This window comes from Pseudomonas sp. S9, from assembly GCF_000222125.1.
Lineage (GTDB): Bacteria > Pseudomonadota > Gammaproteobacteria > Pseudomonadales > Pseudomonadaceae > Aquipseudomonas > Aquipseudomonas segetis.
The window spans coordinates 206176-228035 of record NZ_AFFX01000006.1; the positions used below are offsets into that span (position 1 = coordinate 206176).

General features: G+C 56.6%; 21 protein-coding genes and 1 pseudogene. 7 read left to right on the forward strand and 15 right to left on the reverse strand.

Annotation, left to right across the window (positions count from 1 at the left end; genetic code table 11):
- Positions 1-7 precede the first annotated feature (7 nt).
- Positions 8-1051 (forward strand): AraC family transcriptional regulator, encoded by a 1044-nt coding sequence (locus PSES9_RS0114305; RefSeq protein ID WP_029529568.1) that lies wholly within the window; start codon positions 8-10, stop codon positions 1049-1051.
- A 43-nt stretch (positions 1052-1094) separates the two neighbouring features.
- Here the strand turns inward: PSES9_RS0114305 and PSES9_RS0114310 are convergent, their stop codons facing one another.
- On the reverse strand, positions 1095-2060 hold the full coding sequence (locus PSES9_RS0114310; protein WP_010487976.1) for an NAD-dependent epimerase/dehydratase family protein: 966 nt from the start codon (positions 2058-2060) through the stop codon (positions 1095-1097).
- 190 nt (positions 2061-2250) lie between these two features.
- Between PSES9_RS0114310 and PSES9_RS0114315 the strand changes: the two genes are divergently transcribed.
- Both PSES9_RS0114315 and PSES9_RS0114320 read left to right on the forward strand, forming a co-directional pair.
- Positions 2251-3645 carry a M16 family metallopeptidase gene (locus PSES9_RS0114315; protein ID WP_010487977.1) on the forward strand — a complete coding sequence of 465 codons (1395 nt, stop codon included), beginning with the start codon at positions 2251-2253 and terminating at the stop codon, positions 3643-3645.
- 172 nt (positions 3646-3817) lie between these two features.
- Positions 3818-4831: a DUF5924 family protein gene (locus PSES9_RS0114320; protein ID WP_010487983.1), complete on the forward strand. Its 1014-nt coding sequence runs from the start codon at positions 3818-3820 to the stop codon at positions 4829-4831.
- A gap of 1 nt (position 4832) precedes the next feature.
- Here the strand turns inward: PSES9_RS0114320 and PSES9_RS0114325 are convergent, their stop codons facing one another.
- The 6 genes from PSES9_RS0114325 to PSES9_RS0114350 all read right to left on the reverse strand — a co-directional run bounded on the left by PSES9_RS0114325 (position 4833) and on the right by PSES9_RS0114350 (position 8857).
- Positions 4833-5201 carry a glyoxalase superfamily protein gene (locus PSES9_RS0114325; RefSeq protein ID WP_010487984.1) on the reverse strand — a complete coding sequence of 123 codons (369 nt, stop codon included), beginning with the start codon at positions 5199-5201 and terminating at the stop codon, positions 4833-4835.
- A gap of 16 nt (positions 5202-5217) precedes the next feature.
- Positions 5218-6447 carry a nucleoside recognition domain-containing protein gene (locus PSES9_RS0114330; RefSeq protein ID WP_010487985.1) on the reverse strand — a complete coding sequence of 410 codons (1230 nt, stop codon included), beginning with the start codon at positions 6445-6447 and terminating at the stop codon, positions 5218-5220.
- A gap of 151 nt (positions 6448-6598) precedes the next feature.
- Positions 6599-7060 carry an inhibitor of vertebrate lysozyme family protein gene (locus PSES9_RS0114335; protein ID WP_010487986.1) on the reverse strand — a complete coding sequence of 154 codons (462 nt, stop codon included), beginning with the start codon at positions 7058-7060 and terminating at the stop codon, positions 6599-6601.
- 48 nt (positions 7061-7108) lie between these two features.
- Entirely contained in the window at positions 7109-7273 is a 165-nt protein-coding gene (locus PSES9_RS24635; protein ID WP_010487988.1) for a DUF1328 domain-containing protein, read from the reverse strand.
- Positions 7274-7511: 238 nt separating this feature from the next.
- On the reverse strand, positions 7512-7946 hold the full coding sequence (locus PSES9_RS0114345; RefSeq protein WP_010487990.1) for a PA2169 family four-helix-bundle protein: 435 nt from the start codon (positions 7944-7946) through the stop codon (positions 7512-7514).
- 74 nt (positions 7947-8020) lie between these two features.
- The gene (locus tag PSES9_RS0114350; protein WP_010487991.1) at positions 8021-8857 is read right to left on the reverse strand and encodes a BON domain-containing protein; all 837 of its coding nucleotides are present in this window, start codon (positions 8855-8857) and stop codon (positions 8021-8023) included.
- 227 nt (positions 8858-9084) lie between these two features.
- Here PSES9_RS0114350 and algB point away from each other — a divergent pair, with 227 nt between their 5' ends.
- Positions 9085-10431: a sigma-54-dependent response regulator transcription factor AlgB gene (algB, locus tag PSES9_RS0114355; protein ID WP_010487992.1), complete on the forward strand. Its 1347-nt coding sequence runs from the start codon at positions 9085-9087 to the stop codon at positions 10429-10431.
- Positions 10428-12218, forward strand: a complete 1791-nt coding sequence (locus tag PSES9_RS0114360; RefSeq protein ID WP_010487993.1) for a KinB sensor domain-containing domain — start codon at positions 10428-10430, stop codon at positions 12216-12218. Before algB ends, PSES9_RS0114360 begins: the two co-directional genes overlap by 4 nt.
- A 90-nt stretch (positions 12219-12308) precedes the next feature.
- Here the strand turns inward: PSES9_RS0114360 and PSES9_RS0114365 are convergent, their stop codons facing one another.
- From PSES9_RS0114365 to PSES9_RS0114390, 6 genes are all read right to left on the reverse strand, one after another.
- Positions 12309-12494: a PA3371 family protein gene (locus tag PSES9_RS0114365; RefSeq protein ID WP_010487995.1), complete on the reverse strand. Its 186-nt coding sequence runs from the start codon at positions 12492-12494 to the stop codon at positions 12309-12311.
- 112 nt (positions 12495-12606) lie between these two features.
- Positions 12607-12867, reverse strand: coding sequence for a hypothetical protein (locus PSES9_RS0114370; RefSeq protein ID WP_010487997.1), 261 nt, complete (start codon positions 12865-12867; stop codon positions 12607-12609).
- Between the two features lie 175 nt (positions 12868-13042).
- Positions 13043-14257 carry a hybrid sensor histidine kinase/response regulator gene (locus PSES9_RS0114375; protein ID WP_010487999.1) on the reverse strand — a complete coding sequence of 405 codons (1215 nt, stop codon included), beginning with the start codon at positions 14255-14257 and terminating at the stop codon, positions 13043-13045.
- A 2-nt stretch (positions 14258-14259) separates the two neighbouring features.
- Positions 14260-14868 carry a chemotaxis protein CheB gene (locus PSES9_RS0114380; RefSeq protein WP_010488001.1) on the reverse strand — a complete coding sequence of 203 codons (609 nt, stop codon included), beginning with the start codon at positions 14866-14868 and terminating at the stop codon, positions 14260-14262.
- Positions 14865-15686, reverse strand: coding sequence for a CheR family methyltransferase (locus tag PSES9_RS0114385; protein WP_010488009.1), 822 nt, complete (start codon positions 15684-15686; stop codon positions 14865-14867). The genes PSES9_RS0114380 and PSES9_RS0114385 overlap by 4 nt, the downstream gene beginning before the upstream one ends.
- Positions 15686-19183, reverse strand: coding sequence for a response regulator (locus tag PSES9_RS0114390; protein ID WP_010488016.1), 3498 nt, complete (start codon positions 19181-19183; stop codon positions 15686-15688). The genes PSES9_RS0114385 and PSES9_RS0114390 overlap by 1 nt, the downstream gene beginning before the upstream one ends.
- Before the next feature lie 256 nt (positions 19184-19439).
- Between PSES9_RS0114390 and PSES9_RS0114395 the strand changes: the two genes are divergently transcribed.
- Together PSES9_RS0114395 and PSES9_RS0114400 are read left to right on the forward strand one after the other, a co-directional pair.
- Entirely contained in the window at positions 19440-19838 is a 399-nt protein-coding gene (locus tag PSES9_RS0114395) for a response regulator (protein WP_010488018.1), read from the forward strand.
- A 113-nt stretch (positions 19839-19951) separates the two neighbouring features.
- The gene (locus PSES9_RS0114400; protein WP_010488019.1) at positions 19952-20362 is read left to right on the forward strand and encodes a DUF1330 domain-containing protein; all 411 of its coding nucleotides are present in this window, start codon (positions 19952-19954) and stop codon (positions 20360-20362) included.
- A gap of 54 nt (positions 20363-20416) precedes the next feature.
- On the opposite strand, the gene PSES9_RS0114405 is transcribed toward PSES9_RS0114400, so the two are convergent.
- Positions 20417-21193: an N-acetylmuramoyl-L-alanine amidase gene (locus tag PSES9_RS0114405; protein WP_010488022.1), complete on the reverse strand. Its 777-nt coding sequence runs from the start codon at positions 21191-21193 to the stop codon at positions 20417-20419.
- Positions 21190-21761, reverse strand: a pseudogene (locus tag PSES9_RS23670) (MarC family protein). The gene PSES9_RS0114405 and the pseudogene PSES9_RS23670 overlap by 4 nt, the downstream one beginning before the upstream one ends.
- Positions 21762-21860: the final 99 nt, after the last annotated feature.

The following is a 21860-nucleotide window of genomic DNA, read 5'->3' on the forward strand; positions in this document are numbered from 1 at the left end:
CCCCGGCATGCAAAAATCCTCGCTTAGCCATCCACATGCCTCCGTCAGCGCCAGTATTACCTTGGCGGTGCTGCATGCCGCCACTCGCCTTGGGCTAAGTCGTGAGGCCCTGCTGCTTGACTGTGGCCTGACGGAGACGCAACTGCTGGACCCGGATGCCCGTGTGCCTTTTACGGTTCAGGAGCATCTTTGGCAGCTGCTTGGCAGTCGCTTGCACCTGACCGAGCCCGGGCTGGCAATTGGGGTCAACCTGGCGCCTGGGCCATTCAGCGTGCTTGGTTATCTGTTGCAAAGCAGCCAAACGCTCGATGATGCGCTGAAGGCCGGCATGCGCTACCAACGCCTGGTCGGTGAAGGTGGTGAGATTCATGTACAGGAGTTGGCCGAGGGCCTGCAGATACAATATCGCCCCCTGCACCCTGGCCAGCCCGCTACGCGGACACGCGTGATGGCGCTGATGGCGTGCTGGGTGCAGATGTTCGATCCGCTACTGGATGATTTTTACCTGATCAGCGCGCAGTTTGCCCACGGGCAGCCTGACGACCTCGACCCTTACCGCAAGATCTTCGCCTGCGACTTGCAGTTTGATTGCGCCGAGTATGCGATTGTCTTGCCCCATCAATTGCGCAATGCCTGCCTGATTCAGGCCAATCAGCCGCTACAGGCTCTGCTGCGCCAGCATGCCGAAGCACTGCTGGCACGCTTGCCAGGCACAGGTATCAGTACTCGCGTAGTGGCGCTGCTGGGTGAGCAGTTGGCCCATGGCGAACCGCACCGCGGTGAACTGGCCCGCGCCTTGAACCTCAGCGAGCGCACGTTGCAACGGCGGTTGGCCGATGAAGGCTGTAGCTACCAGCAACTGCTCAACGACACCCGCAGGCAGCTTGCCGAAAGGCACCTGAGCAGCGGCAAGCTGCCGGCTGCCGAGATCGCGTTGCTGCTGGGCTACTCCGAGCCCAGCGTGTTTTTCCGGGCGTTCCGCCAATGGACCGGCTTGTCCCCCGGGGGATACAGGGCGCGGGTCAGTCGCCCGGGCGAAACATCAAGCTAGGCGCCGTGGCATCTCGACCCTTGCACGCGACAGAGCAAGGGCTTCAGGGGCTATTTGTGCCGACTCCCTGAGCCTTGATAAAGGCCAGAAATGCTTCACGGCTGGTGTAGCGTGGGGTGTAGCCAAAGATTTGTTTCAGGCGGGTGTTTGCCAGCACCGGGCGGTAACGCAGAAAGTCCAGTTGCTCGGGGCCGTACTGGCTGAGCCCCAGTGGCTTGAGAATGTGCAGCGCGCTTTTGATCAGTAAGGCGGGTAATGCGCGATAGGGCTTGCCCAGCAGGCCGGCGATATCGCGGAGGGTCAAGGCCCCGTCACCGGCCAGGTTGAAAATCCCTTCAACCTGTTTTTCCAGACCCTGGCAGATGATGTTGATCACATCCTGGTCCCAGATGAATACAAACCGGCTGTTGCTCCCCCGTACGCCAAGAATAGATCCCTTGGTGAACAGGTCGGTGATCTGATTGTTCACCTGCTTGCCGAGTATTGTTCCCGCCCTGAGCACAAGCTGCTTGAGTTGTGGATTCTTCAGGCGCGCCTGCGCCAGCATCATTTCGACTTCGCGCTTGTGTTTGGCATAGGCGAATAGGTCATGGCCGCGAAGGGGCTGGTCTTCGTCTATCCATTCGGCGTTTTCCTGCGAATAGCCATAGGCCGCGCCCGAACTGGTGACAATCAGTTGCTCGACTGATTCGCTGACCGCCGCATCAATAATGGTCCGTGTACCGCCTACATCAATGGCTCTCAATTGTTCATCGCTCATTCCGCGGGGCGGCGTCACCACCGATGCAAGGTGCACGATCGCCTGGGGTTTCCAGGCGCTGATACAAACTTTGACCTCTCGCGACTTACTGATGTCCAACTGCACGAGCTCGACATTCATTCCCAACCCATTGCGGCTTTGTGGGCGAATATCTGCTGCGATGAGCGTCCAGTCCGGATGTTGAACCGAGAGCTGGCTCAACAGCTGCTGACCAATAAAACCAGCAGAGCCGGTGATTAGAACGCGCATTACAGTCTCCAAGGATCCACAATTATGCTTCACCGCTACAGCCATAAATGGCGGCAGAAAGTGTCTCTGAGCGCTACAGACTAGTCATAGCCTGCAGTGCTGGCAGTGACCAATTGAGCCAGCACAAGTGGCCAATCGCGACGTGAGCATTAAGCAGGTATGCTGATGTTGAGCTTGTAAGGGGGGCTTCATGGCGAGAAGGTTTTTATTCAGTTTGGTCGCGGGCTTCTGGCTGTTGACCAGCAACAGTGCCAGCGCCGAGGACTATCTCCAGGCCGAGGGCTATGCACTGGAAAATGGTCTGCAGTTGCTGCTCAAGCCTACCGCTGAGCATCAGCATGTCTCCATTCGCTTGATTGTCAGTGTTGGCTTTGACAATTTCTCCTGTGCCGACAAGGAGCTGCCGCACTTGTTGGAGCACATGCTGTTCAGCGGTATCGACCAGCACGACGAAATTGATCTTGAAGCGCGCATGCAGGCGCTGGGTGGCGAGTGGAATGCCTACACCCGTGACACCGACACTACATTCGTCATAGAGGCGCCCGCTAAAAACCAGCGCGCGGTACTTGACCTGCTTCTGGCAACCCTGACCCAAAGCCAGTTCACCGAGAAGAAGCTTGAGGCTGCGAAAAAGGTCATCGAGCACGAGAATGGTGGTCATTACTCGGATTTGCAGCGCCTGATCGACCAGCAAAACCTCAGTCGCGAAGCCAACCAACAACTGGCTGTCGAGCTTGGCCTGGCTTGCGTCGAGAAGAATAACGTCAACCATCTCAGCCTGGCGCAAGTCGAGCAGCTGCAAAGTGACTGGTATGCGCCCAACAATATGACCCTGATTGTGGTTGGCGGGCTTGACCCGCGCTTACCTGCCTATCTAGACCGCCAATACGGCGCCATCCCGGCGCACGATCTACCGCAAGCCATCGAGCTACCACAAGTCAGCCGCGAGGCACAGCCGCGCCGCGAGCTGATAACCCGCTTGGTCGGCGAGAACGCCAGCTTGCACTGGATCTTTCCGGAACCCTGGGTTGGCGACAATGACTACGAAGTCTGGGAATTGCTCAGCGATTATATCGACTGGAAACTCTATGAAACGCTGCGTATAGAGCGCAACCTCAGTTATGGCCCTAGTTCTGAGCGCAATGTTTTCGGCAGCACCAGTTTTTTCAGCCTCAATGGCACGCTCGAGCGTGGCGACCTTGATGCAGCGCTAAGTGCGCTGCACGAATTGGTCGATGGCTTAAAGCGAGACGGCCTGGATGAAAAAACCTTCTTGCGCTTGCAGGCCGCTGCGGTGGCCAAGCAGCAATGGGGCGTACAGGGCAACAGTGCAATCGCTGACTATTATTGGGGGTCGCTCGCCGACTACGACAATGGTCGTTTCGCTGATCCAGCCAAGCGCCTGGCAAAGGTCAGCTTCAAGCAAGCCAATACGGCCTTGCAGCAACTGCTTGAGCAGCCGGGATATATTCGGATCGAGAAGCCCTTGCTCACAGCAAATGGTCTTTATTTCGGCCTCGCTGCAATGGCCGGCTTTTTTCTATTGGCGTTCTTCGTCGGACGTTTGAACAAGGGCTCAAGTTAGGCTGGCACATTGCAATTGATCAGCCAAACTGATTAACGCAGCAACAGGGATTGCGAGCGCTATGCAAGTGGCATGCAGCTCAGTATCCTGCGCGGCCAATCAACGTCTGAATGGAGTCAGGCATCTTTGAGGCGGCCAATGGCCTCACGATTTCTGCCTATGTGATCCTCCAATGCTAGCCTGGACCAATCGCCTCACCCCACTCATCGCCTTGGCCCAGCGCCATCCCGGCATCATCGCGCTTTTTGGCTTCTGTTCAGGGGTGGCCAGCTTCTTTTTAGTCAAGCGTCAGGCTGAGCTGGCTCAAGTTCTGGCGCTGGTCATGCTGATCAGCTGGTTGTGGTTGGTGCTGGAAAACCTTTTGCGCGAGCAGATTGCCAAATGGTTTGGTTTTGTTGTCCCGCAGCCATTGCTGCGCTATGCGACCCAGATGATTCACCAGGAAAGCCTGTTCTTCGTGCTGCCATTCTTCTGGATCACAACGACCTGGAACAGCGGCCAGATGTTATTTAGCGGCTTGCTGACCCTTGCGGCACTGGTGTCTATCATTGACCCGCTGTATTACAAGTGGCTGGCTGGGCGGCGCTGGCTGTACCTGATTTATCACACCATGACCCTATTCGCATTGCTGCTGACGGCGCTGCCCATTGTGTTCAAACTGACCACCGAGGAAAGCTACGAGCTGTCGCTGGCGATTGCGGCCGTGCTGTCTTTGCCGAGCATGATGGGCATCATCACTTTCCAGCGCTGGTGGCGCGGCTTTTTGCTTATAGGTGCAACGCTGCTGTTGGCTGGGGCTGGTTGGTTGGCCCGGGTTTGGGTGCCACCAGCCACCTTGTGGCTTAATGAAGTGGCGGTCACGACTCAGTTTGATAACCAGCAGCGCGCCCCAGGCAAGAGTTTGTCCCAGCTGAGCGTTGCCCAGTTGCAAAGCCAGGGTTTGTTCGCCTACACCGCAATCAATGCGCCGCGAGGCCTCAATGAGCGGATTTATCACGCCTGGCGACACAATGGTGGTGAAGTCGAACGCATTGCGCTGGATATTCATGGTGGTCGAGAAAAAGGCTATCGGGCCTGGACACACAAGCAGAATTTCCCGAAAGACCCTACTGGCAAATGGCAGATCCAGGTACTGACCGAGGCCGGACAGATGATTGGCGTGCTGCGCTTTGAGGTCACGCCTTGAGTTATGCAGGTTCAGATTCGGTAAATACCAACCTGTTGCCGAACGGGTCGTGAATGGTCATGTCCCGCGAGCCCCAAGGCATGGTCTCGATGCCGGGGCGGGCATTGGCATAGTTTTTCGCCAGCAGTTGTTGCTGGTAGGCATCCAGCTCCGACGTCTCGATACGAAGTGCCGCGCCCGGGCAGCAGTCGCCATGATGCTCGGAAATATGCAGCAGGCAACCATCTTTCGACACCTGCATATACAGCGGTAGATCCTCGCTGAAACGGTGCTCGAAATCGAGCTTGAAGCCCAGAAAGTCGAGGTAAAAAGCCTTGGCTTTGACTTCGTCAAAGCTGCGCAAAATGGGTATCGCCTGCTGCATCTTCATTTTCGACTCCAGATGATCAACCAAAGAACCAATAGCACACGCTTATAGCGGCGACGACACCGGCGAACTCGGCCAGCAAGGCACAGCCAATGGCATGGCGCACCCGTTGGATACCCACTGCGCCGAAGTATACAGCCACCACGTAGAAGGTCGTCTCGGTGCTGCCCTGAATGGTCGCGGCAACCAGGGCAGGGAAGCTGTCGACACCCTGGCTTTGCATGGTTTCAATCAGCATTGCCCGCGCTGCGCTGCCGGAAAAGGGTTTGACCATCGCCGTGGGTAGTGCCTCGACAAAACGCGTGTCCCACCCTGCATAAGTCAATAGCCAGCGGATGCCATCAAGGCCCATGTCCAAGGCCCCGGAGGCGCGCAACACGCCGACTGCACAGAGCATCGCCACCAGATACGGCAGCAGGCTCTTGGCGACATCGAAGCCTTCCTTGGCGCCTTCGACAAACTCTTCGTACACCGCCACTTTCTTGTAGGCGCCCAGCAGCAAAAACAGCAGGACCACGCCAAACAGGGTGAGGTTACCGACCAGTGATGATAATGCCGCCAGTGCGGTCGCCGTCATGCCGCCAAGCATCGCCATGAATGCACCGAGCAACAGGGCTGCTGGCAATAGATAAGCCAGCACCACCGGGTCCCAGACCCGCAAGCGTTGCATCACTGCAACCGAAAGCAGGCCGACCAGGCTTGAGGCGCTGGTGGCCAGCAGAATGGGCAGGAAAACCAAGGTGGGATCGGGGGCGCCTTGCTGGGCGCGATAGACAAAGATAGTGACCGGCAGCAAGGTCAACGAGGATGCATTGAGTACCAGGAACAGGATCTGCGCGTTGCTGGCCACGGTCTTGCTTGGGTTGAGCTCTTGCAACGCACGCATGGCCTTGAGGCCGATTGGTGTCGCGGCATTATCCAGGCCCAGGCCGTTGGCGGCGAAGTTCATGGTGATAAGGCCCAGGGCAGGGTGGCCGCGGGGCACTTCTGGCATCAGCCGAGCAAACAGTGGCCCGAGCATGCGTGCCAGGGCGTCAACCAGCCCGGCTTTTTCAGCGATGCGCAACATGCCCAGCCACAGGGTCAGGGTGCCGAACAGTACGATCATCACTTCGACCGACAGCTTGGCCATTGCAAACAGGCTTTCGACCATCGCCGCGAATACCGCCGGGTCGTCACCAATCAGCCAGCGCGACAAACCAGCGACAGCAGCCACGATAAAAAAACTTAGCCACAGGCCATTGAGCATGCTTGGTCTCCCTTGTTCAGTGCGCGAATGATAGCGCGCCTTTGGGACGACCGGGTCAGCATGTGCACAGGTGCGGGGATGTGAGGCTGGGATTTACCGCAGGCCTGCTGGCGCTGTGACCAGCGCCTTGGCCTGCAACAGGTGTGCGGATTCAGTACCAGTTTGGATCTTTCTTGAGTTGCTCTTGCAGCATCTCCTTGATCCCTTCGTCTGGTTCGCCAAGCCATTGCTGGGTGGCGTATTTGCTCGGCGCTTTGCCTTGGGGCAGTGCCTCTGGAAGCTGCACGTAGAGCGCATAGGCGCTGTCCTTGTCCCAGCTGAAGGCGACATAGAGGCGTTGGTTGAAGCAGTTTTGTGCTTCACATATTTCGCCAACCAGGAACTTGTCACCATCTTCTTCAAGCGCTTTCATCGGCGGCGCTACACCGTCGAGGTTCATGATCCACTCGGGCAAACGCTCCTGGTCTTCAACCAGGTCCTGCCAGGTTTCCTGATATTGCGGATCAGTCTTGAGCAACTCGTTGAGGTGAAACTCGGTGTCAGTATCAGCGGCCAAGGCCGCTGCACTGCCGCCAAACATCAAGGCGGCAGTGAGCGTCTTGAGAAGGTTCATAGTGGCTCCTTTATGCATGTGTTTATCCTCGGTGCCTGACCCTGAAGGTCAGCCCCGTGGACGACGGCCCATGATGAAGGACACTACGAACAACACCAGGAACACCAGGAATAGGATCTTGGCGATACCTGTTGCGGTGCCTGCGATACCACCGAAGCCCAACACTGCAGCGACAATGGCGATGATCAGAAATGTAATAGCCCAGCTTAACATGGCGTTTCTCCTTGGTTTTAATGGGTGTAGCGGTGCATCAGTTGTTCCTGGCTTAAGACATTGCACGGCGTGTGCCAGTCTTAATGAAAAATAAAATCCAACAAAAACAATGACTTAAAAATAAAAGGTATAGCTTGAAACGTGCATCCTGCATGGTTTGCCTTTTGTCTCAGGCATTTTGCACGGTCTGCCTGACTTAAAAGCGGAGCGTCCTTGCTCCCCCATCACACACTTACACTTACTGCATGGACTGCTTGAGATTGCGCATGCGGTCATGGCATGCACGTACTTTTGGCATCTCTACAGCCAGCAAAGCTTTTACATCTGGCTCCGCATCTTCCAGGGCATCCTCGAAGGCATGCAGGATGCGGTCTTCGGCTTCTTCGAGCTGGGAGACGTAGGTTGCCTCTTCATCGCTCGACAGCGTGGCGCGCGCATCGGCGTACACCTCACGCATCTTGCCGATCATGGTGCCGCCAGATGCGGGCGTCTTATCGTTGGCGGCGACTTTGACTGCCAGCGCCTCGATGATTTGCGTTTTTACGGTTGAAAGATCACGGAACATGGTCTGCAAACGGACATCTTTCACTTCGGTGATCGCGTGGTCGTAAAAGCGCTTGCCGTCACGGGTAACTTCGATCAGTTCGTTCAGTTGTGCTGTTTTACTGCTCATGGTGTATCTCCTTCCATTTAGCGGCTGGCCCGGGGTGGCCAGCGCCTAAAAATCAAACGGGGCTGAAGCCTGGATCAGCTTTCGATGCGCAGGGCGTCGGCATCAACGCCGCGTACGCCACGAATGTCGCGAGCGGTTTCAACCGCAAGGCTCTTGGCTGCGCTGCTTAATACGGTGCCACTCAATTTGACGAAGCCATCATTGGTCTCGACCTGGATCGCAAACGCATCAAGGTTGCGGGTGTAGACAAAGCTCGACTTGACCTTGCTGGTAATCCAAGCATCGCTGATGGCGGCGCTGGCATCGTTAGCGGCGTTTTGCGCTTGAGTTGCCGTGCTGTCGGCCTGGCTGATGCTCAAGTGGTTGAACACCTCGCGTACCCCTTCGGTGTTGGCTGCCAGGCGTCCAGCCAATTCTTTGGCAGCAGGGGTCTGTGCATTACCGGTGAGCGTGACAGCGCCTTCTTCGGTCTTGACGCTGATATCAAGGCCTTCGGTGTTGGTGTTCCAGAGCAACTTGGATTTCACCGTGGCGGTGATGCCTGCATCGTCCAGGCGACTGGCCAAGGCTTGTGAGTCCTTGCCACCAGCCTTTACCTCGCTGTCGATCTTGAGCTGGTTATCAACCTTGTTGATGCCTTCGATACTCAGTGCAACCTGCTCGGCCAGATCACGCTCCACGCTGCTTTCAACGGTGCCGGTCAGGGTTGCCGTGCCGTTTTCAACATCGTTGTCGATTTTGAATGGGTTGAGGTGACGGTTGAGCGCCATTGCGGTCCAGATCGAGCCTTCCTGACGTGCTTCGCTCAACTGCTGGCTCACATCTGTTTCTGCGGCACTGGCAGCCAATGGGGTCAGGGCAAATATGCCAACCGAAGCCGTTGCCAGTACTAAAGTTTTCAACCTGTGCATCTGTACCTCCATGCGGTTCAAGCAATCCGCGTCAAGCGGTTCATGGAAGTGTTATCGCAAGCCTTATGCCAGGTTTTTGATAAATATTTTTTCTTTATAAAACAGTTAGTTAGATTATAAGAAGACAGGATGCCAGCATGCAGCCTGCAAGATACAGTCATACTGGTCGTGCAACTTGCATGATTTCCCGTTGACTAACTTATGCACACATTGGATCGGAGCCTTAAATGGACGCAGTAGAACCGAAAAGCGGTCGTATTTTGCTAGTTGATGATGAGTCTGCAATCCTGCGTACCTTCCGTTATTGCCTCGAGGATGAAGGCTATAACGTGGCCACAGCCAACAGCGCTGCACAGGCCGAGGCCTTGTTGCAAAGGCAAGTGTTCGATGTGTGTTTTCTCGACCTGCGCCTGGGTGACGACAATGGCCTGGATGTGCTGGCCATGATGCGTATACAGGCGCCATGGATGCGAGTGGTGATAGTCACCGCGCACTCGGCGATTGATACCGCCGTGGACTCGATGCAGGCCGGCGCTGCGGATTACCTGGTCAAGCCTTGCAGCCCCGAGCAGTTGCGTGTCGCTGCGGCTAAACAGCTGGAAGCCCGGCAAATGGCGGCACGCCTTGAAACTCTTGAGGGCCAGGTGCGCCAGCGTAAAAACGATATCGACTCCAGCAGCCCTTCGATGATGGCTGTGTTGGAAACCGCGCGCCAGGTCGCTGTAACCGATGCCAACATCCTGATTCTGGGCGAGTCGGGCACCGGTAAAGGTGAGTTGGCGCGGGCTATTCACAGCTGGAGCCGGCGGGCTAAAAAGAACTCGGTGACGATCAACTGCCCGTCACTGACCGCGGAACTGATGGAGAGCGAACTCTTTGGCCACACCAAAGGGGCGTTTACCGGCGCCAGCGAGAGCACCCTGGGCCGGGTCAGCCAGGCTGATGGCGGTACCTTGTTTCTCGACGAGATCGGCGACTTCCCACTGAGCCTGCAACCTAAACTCTTGCGCTTTATCCAGGACAAGGAATACGAGCGTGTAGGTGACCCGGTGACGCGCCAGGCTGATGTGCGGATTGTCGCGGCCACCAACCTTGATCTTGACGAAATGGTCCGTGAAGGCCGCTTCCGTGAAGACTTGCTCTACCGCCTCAACGTCATCACCTTGAAACTGCCCGCCCTGCGCGAGCGTACCGAAGATGTGCTGACCCTGGCCGACCGCTTTCTGGCTCGCTTCGTCAACGAGTACGCTCGCCCCGCCCGTGGTTTCAGTGATGAGGCACTAGCGGTGCTGGCCAACTATCCTTGGCCCGGCAACATTCGCGAGTTGCGCAACGTGATTGAGCGCGCGAGCATTATTTGCCAGGAGGAGCGGGTCCAGGTGATTCACCTTGGTTTGACCGAAAGCAGCAATAGCCAGGTGCCGCGTGTCGGTGGCGCCATGAGCCTCGAGGAGCTGGAAAAAAGTCATATCGCGGCGGTGATGGCCAGCAGCGAAACCCTTGATCAGGCCGCGAAGTCTCTGGGTATTGATGCTTCAACCTTGTATCGCAAACGCAAACAGTACGATTTATGAAACTGCGCACGCGGTTGTTCGTCAGCGGTGGTGCGCTGCTGACAGTGGCGTTGATCGGCTTGATTCTTGGGATGGTCAGCGTCTGGCAGATCACCCGGGTCCAAAACCAGGCGATGAATCGCAACCTCGACATTATTGATGCGACCATCGGCTTTCGCCAGGAGATGGGCACGCAGGTGATCTTGCTGCTGGAAGACGAGCTTGACCCCCTGGCGATCAAGGAATCGGATATTCGTTTTCGCAGTTGGCTGGCCAAGGCCAGGCGTAACAGCATGGATGAACAAGATCGCCAGGCGATCACTGAAATTGCCCGTGCCTATGCGTTGTTTGGCGAGATGCTCGATTCGCCGGCCAATGTGCGTCGCAACCTGCTGCACAACGATAAGTTTACCCGCGCCCTGCAAAGCCTTCGCGACCACATCAACGCGGTGCAGCTGCGCTACGTTGCCGAGGTACAAAGCGCACAGCAAGACTCAAGGGAGCGCGCCACTGTAGTCACCGCCTTGCTTGGGTTGATTGGGCTGGCATTGCTGGTGATCGGCTTTATTACCGGGCAAAGCATTGCCAGGCGGGTTGCCCGGCCCATTGAGTCACTGGCCAGCGCCGCGGACCAGATTGGCCAGGGTGATCTGCAGATTTCCCTGCCCCAGTCTCCGGTTGCCGAGCTGGCTGCGTTGAGCCGCCGCTTTTGCCTGATGGCCGATTCCTTGCGTCAGTTTAAGAACAGTAATGTTGCCGCCTTGATGGCCGAGCAGCAGCGCTTGCAGGCCGTACTCGACAGTATCGATGATGGCTTGCTGATGTTTGATCGCAGCGGTTTGCTTGAGCACTTCAATCCGGTTGCGGGTCGCCAGCTTGACTGGACCGAAGAACATATTGGCGAGAGTCTCGATCAAGCCCTGGGAAAACAGGGGCTCGACGAACAGATTCAGCGTGTTCTGCAAGGTAAAACGCTGCGCTCCGCGCTGGATGACTTACAGATAATCGCCCATGGCGAAGAGCGCTTGCTGAGCTATAGCCTGACCCCCGTAAGCCAGGAGCAAGGCGGTATTCTCGGCGCCGTGATGGTGCTGCGCGATGTCACCAAGCAACGGGTATTCGAACGCGTGCGCAGTGATTTCGTATTGCGTGCCTCCCATGAGCTGCGCACACCGGTAACCGGCATGCACATGGCGTTTGCCTTGCTTCAGGAGCGCCTGAAATTCGACCCGCAATCGCGCGAAGCAGACCTGACGCGAACCGTCGACGAGCAGATGCAGCGGTTGGTTGACTTGATCGCCGACTTGTTGAATTTCTCTCGCTATCAAAGCGGTGTGCAAAAGCTCGAACTTGCACCTTGCAACCTTTCCGACCTGGTTAACCAAACCGAGCAGCGCTTTGCTGGCGAAGCCGCTGAAAAAGGCATCAACCTGCGCTGCGAAGCCGAAGACGGCCTTCCTGAAGTACCGCTGGACCGGGCACAGATGGACCGAGTGCTCGACAACCTGATGGTCAACGCATTGCGCCATACCGCATCTGGCGGCGAGATCCTGTTGAATGTGCAGATTGAGCAGCAGACTTTGATTATCTGTGTCCAGGATGACGGCGATGGCGTGCTGTTCAGCCAGCAGTCACGGATATTCGAGCCTTTTGTGCAGGTCGGCAAGCGCAAGGGGGGCGTTGGCTTGGGGTTGGCGCTATGTAAAGAGATCGTGCAACTTCATGGCGGCCACATCAGCCTTGAATCGAAACCGGGTGAGGGCGCGCTGTTCTGCATCAATTTGCCGATTCATGCCCTGGATGAGTGATCCACAAAAAAATGCCGAATACCTGTCGGGGTATTCGGCATCCAGGAAAATTGAGTCGCCCTGGGTTCAAGCCCCATGGCCAATTTCTGCTCAGCGCAGCACCGGGCCGAACTTGATTCGCCGGCCAAGTGCCAGCGCCACGGTTGAAGCACAGAACGACAGCGCAAACGTGCACTTCAGTACGGCGCTGCTTTGGTCGCCGTGAAACACATCCGTCAGTAACACAGCGCCGCTCAAAACAGTCAGAATCAGTAATCCCAATGCAGTCTTTGACATAACTTCACTCCTGCGATGCACCTTGCTCGGTACGCACTCATAAACATTGCGCCTGCCTTGCATGTGCTTTCACAGCCCATGCCGGCGCTCTATGGTTTTTATAAGACTCGGCTCAGAACACCCAGCGCTGATTGGCATTGGGCATCAGTTCGACCTGCGATGGGTTCAGCCGTTGGTGCCCATCGGCTGCGGGCAAAAATGCCGCAGTGCGTGCCGCTGAGTTGGCCAATGGCTGGTGTTTAAAGGTCGGCACTGAGCGTGCCTTGACTTGTGCGTGGGTGTTCGCGCCGGTATCGATGCCGGGTGCGGTTGATGCAACTGCGCCGCTGATTACAACTGCCGCGGCACTTAGCAGGTTCAGTACAGTTTTCATCGAAGTCGCACCCTTAGCAATATTTTAATGATGCAGGGTACTTTGCAGGCTGCGTGCCAAATTTTTTGTTAGATAAATACCTTATAAATCAATAGGTTAGATATTTAATTCGGCAAGATTCAATTGCAGTCTGCACGATTGCCTATCGCCAGCATTGCAAAATGCACGACCGGCCTTATGCCGAGCTATCACTGGGCGAAGCGCTGGTTTCAAGTGGCAAGGCCACGGTAAAGGTCGAGCCCTGACCCTGCGCGCTTTCAACCTTGATCCGGCCTTGATGGGCAGTGACTATCTGCTCGGTGATAAACAAGCCCAGCCCCAGCCCCTGGGCCGACTGGTTGGCGTTCACACGTTCAAATTGCTCGAAGATTCGCTGCTGGTCCTGCTCGGAAATACCAACCCCGTGGTCCTGGACCTGCAGGTAGGCAAGCTGGTTATCTGCCAGGACACGCACGCTGATCGGCTGTTTGGCGCCATAGCGCATGGCGTTGGTCAGCAGGTTGATCATCACCTGCTCAACGCGAAATGCATCCCAGCAGCCAACGACTCCGGTGGCGATTTCAGTGCTGAGCGTGCAGCCGGACTCAGCCAGCTGGGCACTGTAGCGCTCCAGTACCTGTTCGGCTAAAACCCCAAGATCGACCTCGCCAGGTCGAATTGACAATTTGCCGGTGCGGATTCGTGAAACGTCGAGAATATCTTCGATCAGGCGGATAAGGCTGGTGATCTGGCGTTCATCACGGCTGTTCATTGCTTCCAGGCGCTCAGGGGTGAAGGCCTGCATATTGCCGTTCTCAAGGTGCATTTTGCGCAATTGGGTGTCGAGAATCAGGCCGTTAAGCGGGGTGTGCAGTTCATGGGAAACGATGGACATAAAGTCATCGCGCATGCGCACGGCCAGCTTCAACTCTTCTTGGGTGCTGCGTAGCTCATTGAGCAGGGTTTCTTGCTCGCGGCGGCTTTTTTCTAGCGCCTTGACCTGAATATTGATGGCCTGGCGCTGGCGATCCAGGTCGGCAAACACCGCAACCTTGCTGGTTACAGCCTGGACATCCAATGGTTTCTGCAGGAAGTCCACAGCGCCGGTCTCGTAGCCTTTGAAGGCATAGTTCAGTTCACGGCCAGCGGCGCTGACAAAGACGATCGGGATGTTCTTGGTTTTTTCCGTACCGCGCATCAATTCGGCCAGTTCAAAGCCGTTCATGTCAGGCATCTGTACATCGATGATCGCCAGTGCGAACTCGTGTTGCAGCAACAGGCCCAGCGCCTGTTCCCCGCTGCTGGCATGGAATATCTGTCGACCTTCGCCACGAATCAGCGCGTCGAGCGCCAACAGGTTTTCGGGGATGTCATCGACAATCAGTAGTTTGGTTATGATCTTGCTCAGCATGCTTAAGCCGCTTCCAGTTCTATGAGCAACGCCCGAATATCTTCCAGCCCTGCAACTACGTCTGGCTGATGCAACGCCAGGGCCGCCAAGGGCATGGTGGGTACATGTGCATCCTGTGGGTCCTGGACGACCGTAAAGCCGCCCATTTGCTTGATTGTCGCCAAGCCTGCAGCGCCGTCCTGATTGGCTCCAGTCAATAAAATACCCGCCCGGTTGGCGCCATAGGCGTCAGCCGCGGACTCAAACAGGCAATCAATGGCGGGCCGGGAAAAATACACCGGCTCCTCGCGACTGAACGACAGGCTGTGATCGGTCTCAATCGACAGGTGATAGCCCGGCGCGGCGAAATACAGTGTTCCCGCTTGTAGCTGCTCGCGACTTTCTGCTTCCTTGGCGGTCACGCCCAGGCGTCGGCCCATGACCTCAGCCAACTCACTTCGGCGGTTGTCCTGCAGGTGCAAGACCACAACAATGGGCAGCCTGAAGTTAGCCGGCAAGCCGGAAAAAATCGTCAGCAAGGCACTGACGCCACCGGCAGATGCGCCGACCACCAGCGCCTCGATAGGTGCCGGATGCGCGGCAAGCGCCTGTTGCCAATTACGCGGGCTCATAATTTACGAAAAACCCGTTCGGCCCGGCTCAGCGCTTCAAAGCTGCGTGCATAGGCTGAGAAGTCGATGCTTTCCTTGCTGCCCAGGCCGAGAAAACCACGGTGGCACAGGGACTCATGGAACAAGCCCAGTGCCCGGTCCTGCAGCGGCTTGTTGAAGTAGATCAGCACGTTGCGACAGGAGACCAGATGGGTTTCGGCAAACACAGTGTCAGTGGCCAGGCTATGGTCGGCGAAGGTGATATTGGCGCGCAGAGTCTTGTCGAACAGCGCCCCATCGTAAGCTGCGGTGTAGTAGTCCGAGAGTGATTTGAGGCCACCGGCCTGCTGGTAGTTCTCGGTGTAGCTGTGCATGTTGTCCAAACTGAAAATGCCACGCTCGGCACGTTCAAGGGACACCGGGTTTATATCGGTTGCATAGATGATCGAGCGCTCAAGCAAGCCTTCTTCCTTGAGCAAAATCGCCATGGAGTACACTTCCTCGCCGGTACTGCAGCCTGCAATCCAGATTTTCAGCGACGGATAGGTGCGCAGAATCGGCATCACATTCTGGCGCAGGGCCAGGAAGTAGCTTGGGTCACGAAACATCTCACTGACCGGGATGGTCAGGTACTGCAACAGCTGCATGAACACGCCCGGCTCATGCAGCACTTTTTCCTGCAACGCCGATATGCTCTGGCATTTGAGCTGGATCAGCGCGTGGCGCACACGGCGCTTGAGCGAAGCCCCGGAATAGTCGCGAAAATCATAGTTGTACTTGAGGTAGATGGCCTCGACCAGCAGGCGCAACTCAATATCACGGGTTCGCTCAGGCGCCATTAAATTCGTTCCAGTTTGGGCATCCATACCCGGATCAGAGAGAACAAACGGTCAAGATCAATGGGCTTGGCCAGGTAGTCGTTGGCGCCGGCTCGCAGGCAGCGATCCTGGTCGTCCTTCATGGCTTTGGCGGTTACCGCAATAATAGGCAGCTTACGCCAGCGCGGGTCCTGGCGAATAATTTCGGTGGCTTCATAGCCATCCATTTCCGGCATCATGATGTCCATCAGCACCAGGTCGATATCGTCAAACTGGTTAAGCTTTTCAATCGCCTCGCGCCCATTGCAGCCGACCTCGACCACCGCTCCTTTCTGCTCGAGGGCGCTGGTCAGGGCGAAGATATTGCGCACGTCATCATCGACCAGCAGGATGCGCCGGCCTTCGAAAACCTTGTCCCGGCTGCGTGCCGTCTTGAGCATGCTCTGGCGCTCTGTGGATAACTGCGACTCGACCTTGTGCAGGAACAGTGTCACTTCATCGAGCAGGCGCTCCGGTGAACGTGCGCCTTTGATGATGATCGACTTGGAATACTTCATCAGGTCCGCTTCTTCATCGCGGGTCAGGTTGCGACCGGTGTAGACGATCACCGGGGGAAAGGCGCAGATCTTTTCGTTAGACATGCGCTTGAGCAACTGGTTGCCCTGCATGTCTGGCAACTTCAGGTCGATGATCATGCAGTCGAAAATCGTGGTGCGTAGCAATTCAAGCGCCTGTTCGCCAAACTCGACTGCAGTGATCTCGATATCCTCGTCACCAATCAAATGGGCGATGCTCTCACGTTGCAGGGCATCGTCCTCGACCAGCAGCACCCGCTTGACCTGCTGGGAAAGCTTGGCCTCGAGCTTGGCGAATACATCCTTGAGGTGTTCGCGGGTGGTCGGCTTTACCGCATAGCCAATGGCACCCAGTTGCAGGGCGGCTTCCATGCGGTCTTCAACCGAGATTACATGCACAGGGATATGGCGGGTCAGCGGGTTGTTCTTCAGTCGCTGCAAAACGGTAAGGCCCGATGCGTCGGGCAGGCGCATATCGAGCAAGATGCCTCGCGGCAACATGGTCGAGGCCAGTTCAACCCCTTCGTCAGCGCCATGGGCGACCAGGCAGTTGTATTCAAGCTCGTGGGCCAGGTCATAGAGAATCTGCGCGAACTTGGGTTCATCCTCAATCACCAGCACGCAGCGTCCAGCCGCTGGCAGTTGGTCGCGGTCATCGGCGAAGCTCGGTAGCTTGATCGGCGCGGTCACAGCGGGCACAGGTACAGAAGCCTGCGCGACCGTGATGGGCTGTTGTACCGCAGCCTCGAGATTGGGGCCGGAGTTCGCGGCTGCAGCCTCGTCATAGGTCTCCGGCAGCAGCAGGGTAAAGGTGCTGCCTGCACCCGGCTCGCTGGTAATGCTGATCGAACCGCCAAGCAAGGCCGCCAGGTCACGGGAAATGGACAGGCCCAGGCCGGTGCCACCGTAGCGTCGGTTGATTGCGCCATCGGCCTGGCGGAATGCTTCGAAAATGCTTTCTTGCTGCTCCTGGCGAATACCAATGCCGGTGTCCTGTACTGCAAACGCAATGCCGGCGCCAGGCTGGCGGCTCACGGTCAGAACCACGCGGCCTTTCTCCGTGAACTTGATGGCATTGGACAACAGGTTCTTGAGGATTTGCTCGATGCGCTGCTGGTCACTGACCATTTCGTCCGGCACGCCCGCCAGTAACTGGATGTCGAACTCGAGATTCTTTTCGTTGGCCAGTGGCTCAAAGACATTGCGCATGCTTTCAATGACGCGCTCGATCTTCAGCTCATGCAGGTGGACTTCAAGTTTGCCGGCTTCGACCTTGGAAATGTCGAGAATGTCATTGATCAGGTTGAGCAGGTCGTTGCCGGCCGAGTAGATGGACTCGGCAAACTTGATCTGCTCGTCGCTGAGGTTACCTTGCGGATTGTCCGCCAGCAGCTTGGCCAGGATCAGCGAGCTATTGAGTGGCGTGCGTAGCTCATGGGACATATTGGCGAGGAATTCGGACTTATACAGGCTGGCGCGTTGCAGCTCCTGGGCACGCTCCTCCAGCAGCACCTGGACCCGGCCCAGTGCGGTATTGCGTTCGTCGAGGGCATCGCGCTGATCGGCCAGTGTCTGGGTCTGCTCCGCCAACTGCTCGTTGGTTTGCTCAAGTTCCGCCTGTTGGGTTTCAAGGTGCGCCTGCGATTCCTTGAGCACCCGTGACTGCTCCTCCAGTTCCTCGTTGGCCGTGCGCAGCTCTTCTTGCTGCACTTGCAGTTCTTCGTTCAACTGCTGGGTTTCCGAGAGCATTTCTTGCAGGCGCTGGCGATTGCGTACCGAGTCGATCGAGGTGCCAACTGGCTCGGCGATCAGCTGGAGGAACTCGCTCACGCGTGGATCAATTGGCTTCAGAAAGCCCAGCTCAAGCACGCCATTGACCGAGTAGCCGTTGCTGATCGGCAGCAGTGCAATGCTCACCGGCGAGGTACTGCCCAGCCCGGAGCTGACTTTCAGGTAGCCATTGGGCAGGTTATCGAGTTGCAGGAATTTGTTTTCGCTGGCGGTCTGGCCAACCAATGATTCGTTGCTGTTGAAGTCTTGCGTGGCATTTTCCAGCTCTCGGCTGAAACCGTAGCTGGCGATCCGGCTGATATCGCCTTGTTCAGAGCGAACATAGAAGGCGCCAACCGCAACGTCCAGATATGAAGCCAGGCAGTTCAGTACATTGCGGCCAAGAGCCTGCAAGTTCGCCAGGCCAAGGACTTGCTCTGCCAACAGGCTTTGGCCATTGCTCAGCCAGGCTTTTTGTTCGATCAGCTCAGTGCTTTGGCGCTGTTGCTCAAGGATTTGTGTATGTTGCGCCGCCAGCCCAAGCAGGTCTCGACGGCCAAAATAGGCCAGCAAGCAACTCAGTGTCAGGCTACCGAGCACATAGAGCAGTACATACAAGACCACTGAATCATTGGCTTTCTGGTTGCGTGCCTGGCGGCGTTGCTGCTCGATCTGGATGAAGTTGTCGTACTCGTCGCGGGTGCTGTCGGTAATCCGCTTGCCCCGCCCCGATGCGACTGCGTCACTGATGTCGGCGTTTTCCCGGCGCAGGTTGATCATGCCTTTGGCGTAGTTGTCCCATTCTTGATGCAGGGCTTGAATGCGCCTCAGACGGGCGTTCTGATCCGGGTTGTCCTTGACCATTGCCTTGAGGTTTTCCAGCTCCGTCTTGATCAGCGGGCGGGCTTCTTCGTAAGGCTGCAAGAAGCTTTCTTCACCGGTGATCAGGTAGCCGCGCAGGGAGGTTTCCAGGTCAATTGTCAGCTTGATTGACTGGCTGGCGCTGCTAATCACCTGATCGGTATTTTCGACGCCTTTTTGCGCGTTGATCAGGAAAAAAATCAAACCGATAAAAAATAAGGCGGTGACTAAACCTATACCTAACGGCAGCGCGATATTGCGGCGCACGAGCTGACGAAAGCTCTGCTCACTGTTGGATGCTGGTTTGGTCATGGTCGGCCCTAGGCTGAAAAATCAAGATTTTGCATGAATATGCACAGATAATCATACTTAAGAACAGTGACTAGTGAGAACATACTGTGGTTGCAGCAATGCAATTTCTAATTGATCGCGCTACAGATTCAAATAATACAAAGCTGGGCCAGCGTGCCGCCGGGGATTTTCCGCTGATCCGCCGAAGCCGCATAAGCCTCCGTAGATTCTGGCGTACCTAAATACTTGCCACCTGGCACTAACGAAAGGCCTGCACATGCAAGATGAGACTGGCGTCCTCGGCGTCAACCTGCACACCATTTTGGTGGTCGAAGATGATGCGGTGGTCAGAACCTTGACCCTCGAAGTGCTCGAAGCCTTCGGCTATCAAGTATTCGGTGCGGAAGATGGCGATACGGCCCTGAGCATCTTGCGCAGCGAGCAGGCGCTAAGCCTGCTAATGACAGATATCGGTTTACCGGATATCAGCGGGCTTGAATTGGCCCAGCAAGCGCAGACACTGCGTCCTGATATTGCGGTACTGCTGGCAAGCGGCTATGACGCTCAGCAGCATCAAGAAATGCAGGATGCCGTGGTCATGGGAGCAGTCGCCACGATCAGAAAACCCTTCCAGCTCGACCAGTTGCGCAGCACCCTGCAGGCCATGCTTGCCTGAGTGCGGGCAGTCGCGCCTGGGTTGATCATTGTGCGCCATAAGCCTGGTCAATGAATCTTGACCCTAGCCAGGGCTCAGGCACTGTTAAGTCTGCCACTTTTGGGAAGACCGATATGCCCAGCCTGAATCCAAGTCGTGAACAGCTTGCCGAGTTTGCCGAGCGCATGCCCGACAATACGCCAATCCTGATGCTCAACCTGCTGCGTTTCAACGCACAGGCCGCCTATCCTGAGGGCAGCAGCCATGCCCCCTGCAGTGGCCAGCAAGCCTATGCGATCTACAGCAAGACGGCGCTGGGTAAAGTGCAGGGCGTGGGGGGAAACGTGGAGTTACTGGCCGCTGCCCACGTTGCGCTGATTGCACCTGCTGATGAGCATTGGGATCAGATGCTGTTGGTGCGCTATCCGTCAAAGCAAGCTTTTCTAAGCATGATCAACGATCCGACCTACCAGGCCGCGACCGTGCATCGCACTGCGGCGCTGGCGGACTCGCGGCTGATTGGTACAACGGTCGTAACTCCTTAGCTCCAGGGTCATGATTTGCCTGGGCAAGGCCTGGTTGCCCTACCCTGGCCAGCATCAGAGCTTGCTGTTGAGTACCAGCAGCATTGCGGCGGTTTGCGCATCGGCTTCGCCGGAATAATTGCTGGGCCGGTATTTCATTTGAAATGCGGCAAGCACTTTGAGGGTCTGCTTATCGAGTTGACCATTTTCGATGATTTCGTAGCCCTGGCGCGCCAACTGGTGCTGGAACCAGGCGATATTGGGCAGGTTGGCAGCGAGCTGTGCCTGCTTGCGGGCGACTTCGTTGGCATCCGGCCAGGGCACCAGCCCTTCATCGGCCAGGCGCTTCCATGGGAAGTATGGCCCCGGGTCAACCTTGCGCTGGGGCGCTACATCGCTGTGGCCGATAATGCTGCCCAGCGGCAGGGCGGGACGTTTGGCAATATCTTTGAGCAGGCTGATAAGCGCCTGGATCTGCGCCTCGGTATAGGGCTGCCACACCTGCCCGGAAGGCGTGTCGGTGTAGCCTTTGTTGACCATCTCAATGCCAATGGTCGTGCTGTTGAGCCAAGTGCGCCCCTTCCATGAACTGACCCCGGCATGCCAGGCACGACGGTTTTCATCAACGAGCTGGTAGATGGTCGCCGGGTTTGAGTCGATCAGGTAATGGCTGCTGACATCCGTGGTTGTAAACAGCTCCAGGGAGCGCGGCAAATTGGTCGAGGTGTAGTGCAGCACCACATATTGCACACGGCTGCCTTGGCCGGTTGCGGTATAGCTCTTGTCGATGCTTGGGCCGCTGGCACACCCGGCCAGCAAGACCAGCATCAGGGTAATACAGAATAATTTCATGGTTTGATATGTAACACGCTTTGCAAGTTATCCAACAGCATATCGACGCTGAGCATGATCAGTAACATGCCCATCAGCCGTTCAATTGCAGTTAACCCGCTGGGACCGAGAAAACGCTGCAGCAAGGATGCCTGCAGCAAGATGAATGCGCTAGCCGTCCACGCGATGATAAGCGCCAGATACAGTTCCCAAAGTGGACCGGCATGGGTATTGCGCAGGGTCATCAACACGGCCAGTGGGCAACTGCAGGCGTTGCCAGTGGAACCAGCATGGGCTCGCCCCCCAGCAAGCCTTGTGCGCTGGGGAATATCAGTCGCATGGCGACGACAAACAGAATTATAGCCCCGGCAATTGCCGTGGCCTCTCGCGACAGGCCCAGGCTCCTGAGGATTTTGTCGCCAAATGTTAGGAACAGCAGCAACAGCACCAGGGCGAAGAGCAACTCGCGTCCGGCCACCCACAAGCGTCTTTCAGGGCTGACGTTCTTTAATGCAGCAATGTAGATCGCGATGTTACCGAACGGGTCAGTCACCAGAAATATCAATACTGCGATGCTCAAGATATCCATGCATCACTCCATCATCCTGATGCCAGTCTAGCGGCCTTCGATGCAACATGCTGTTCGCGGTGGGTTGCATCGGACCCATGGCGTGCAAATGGCCTCCTG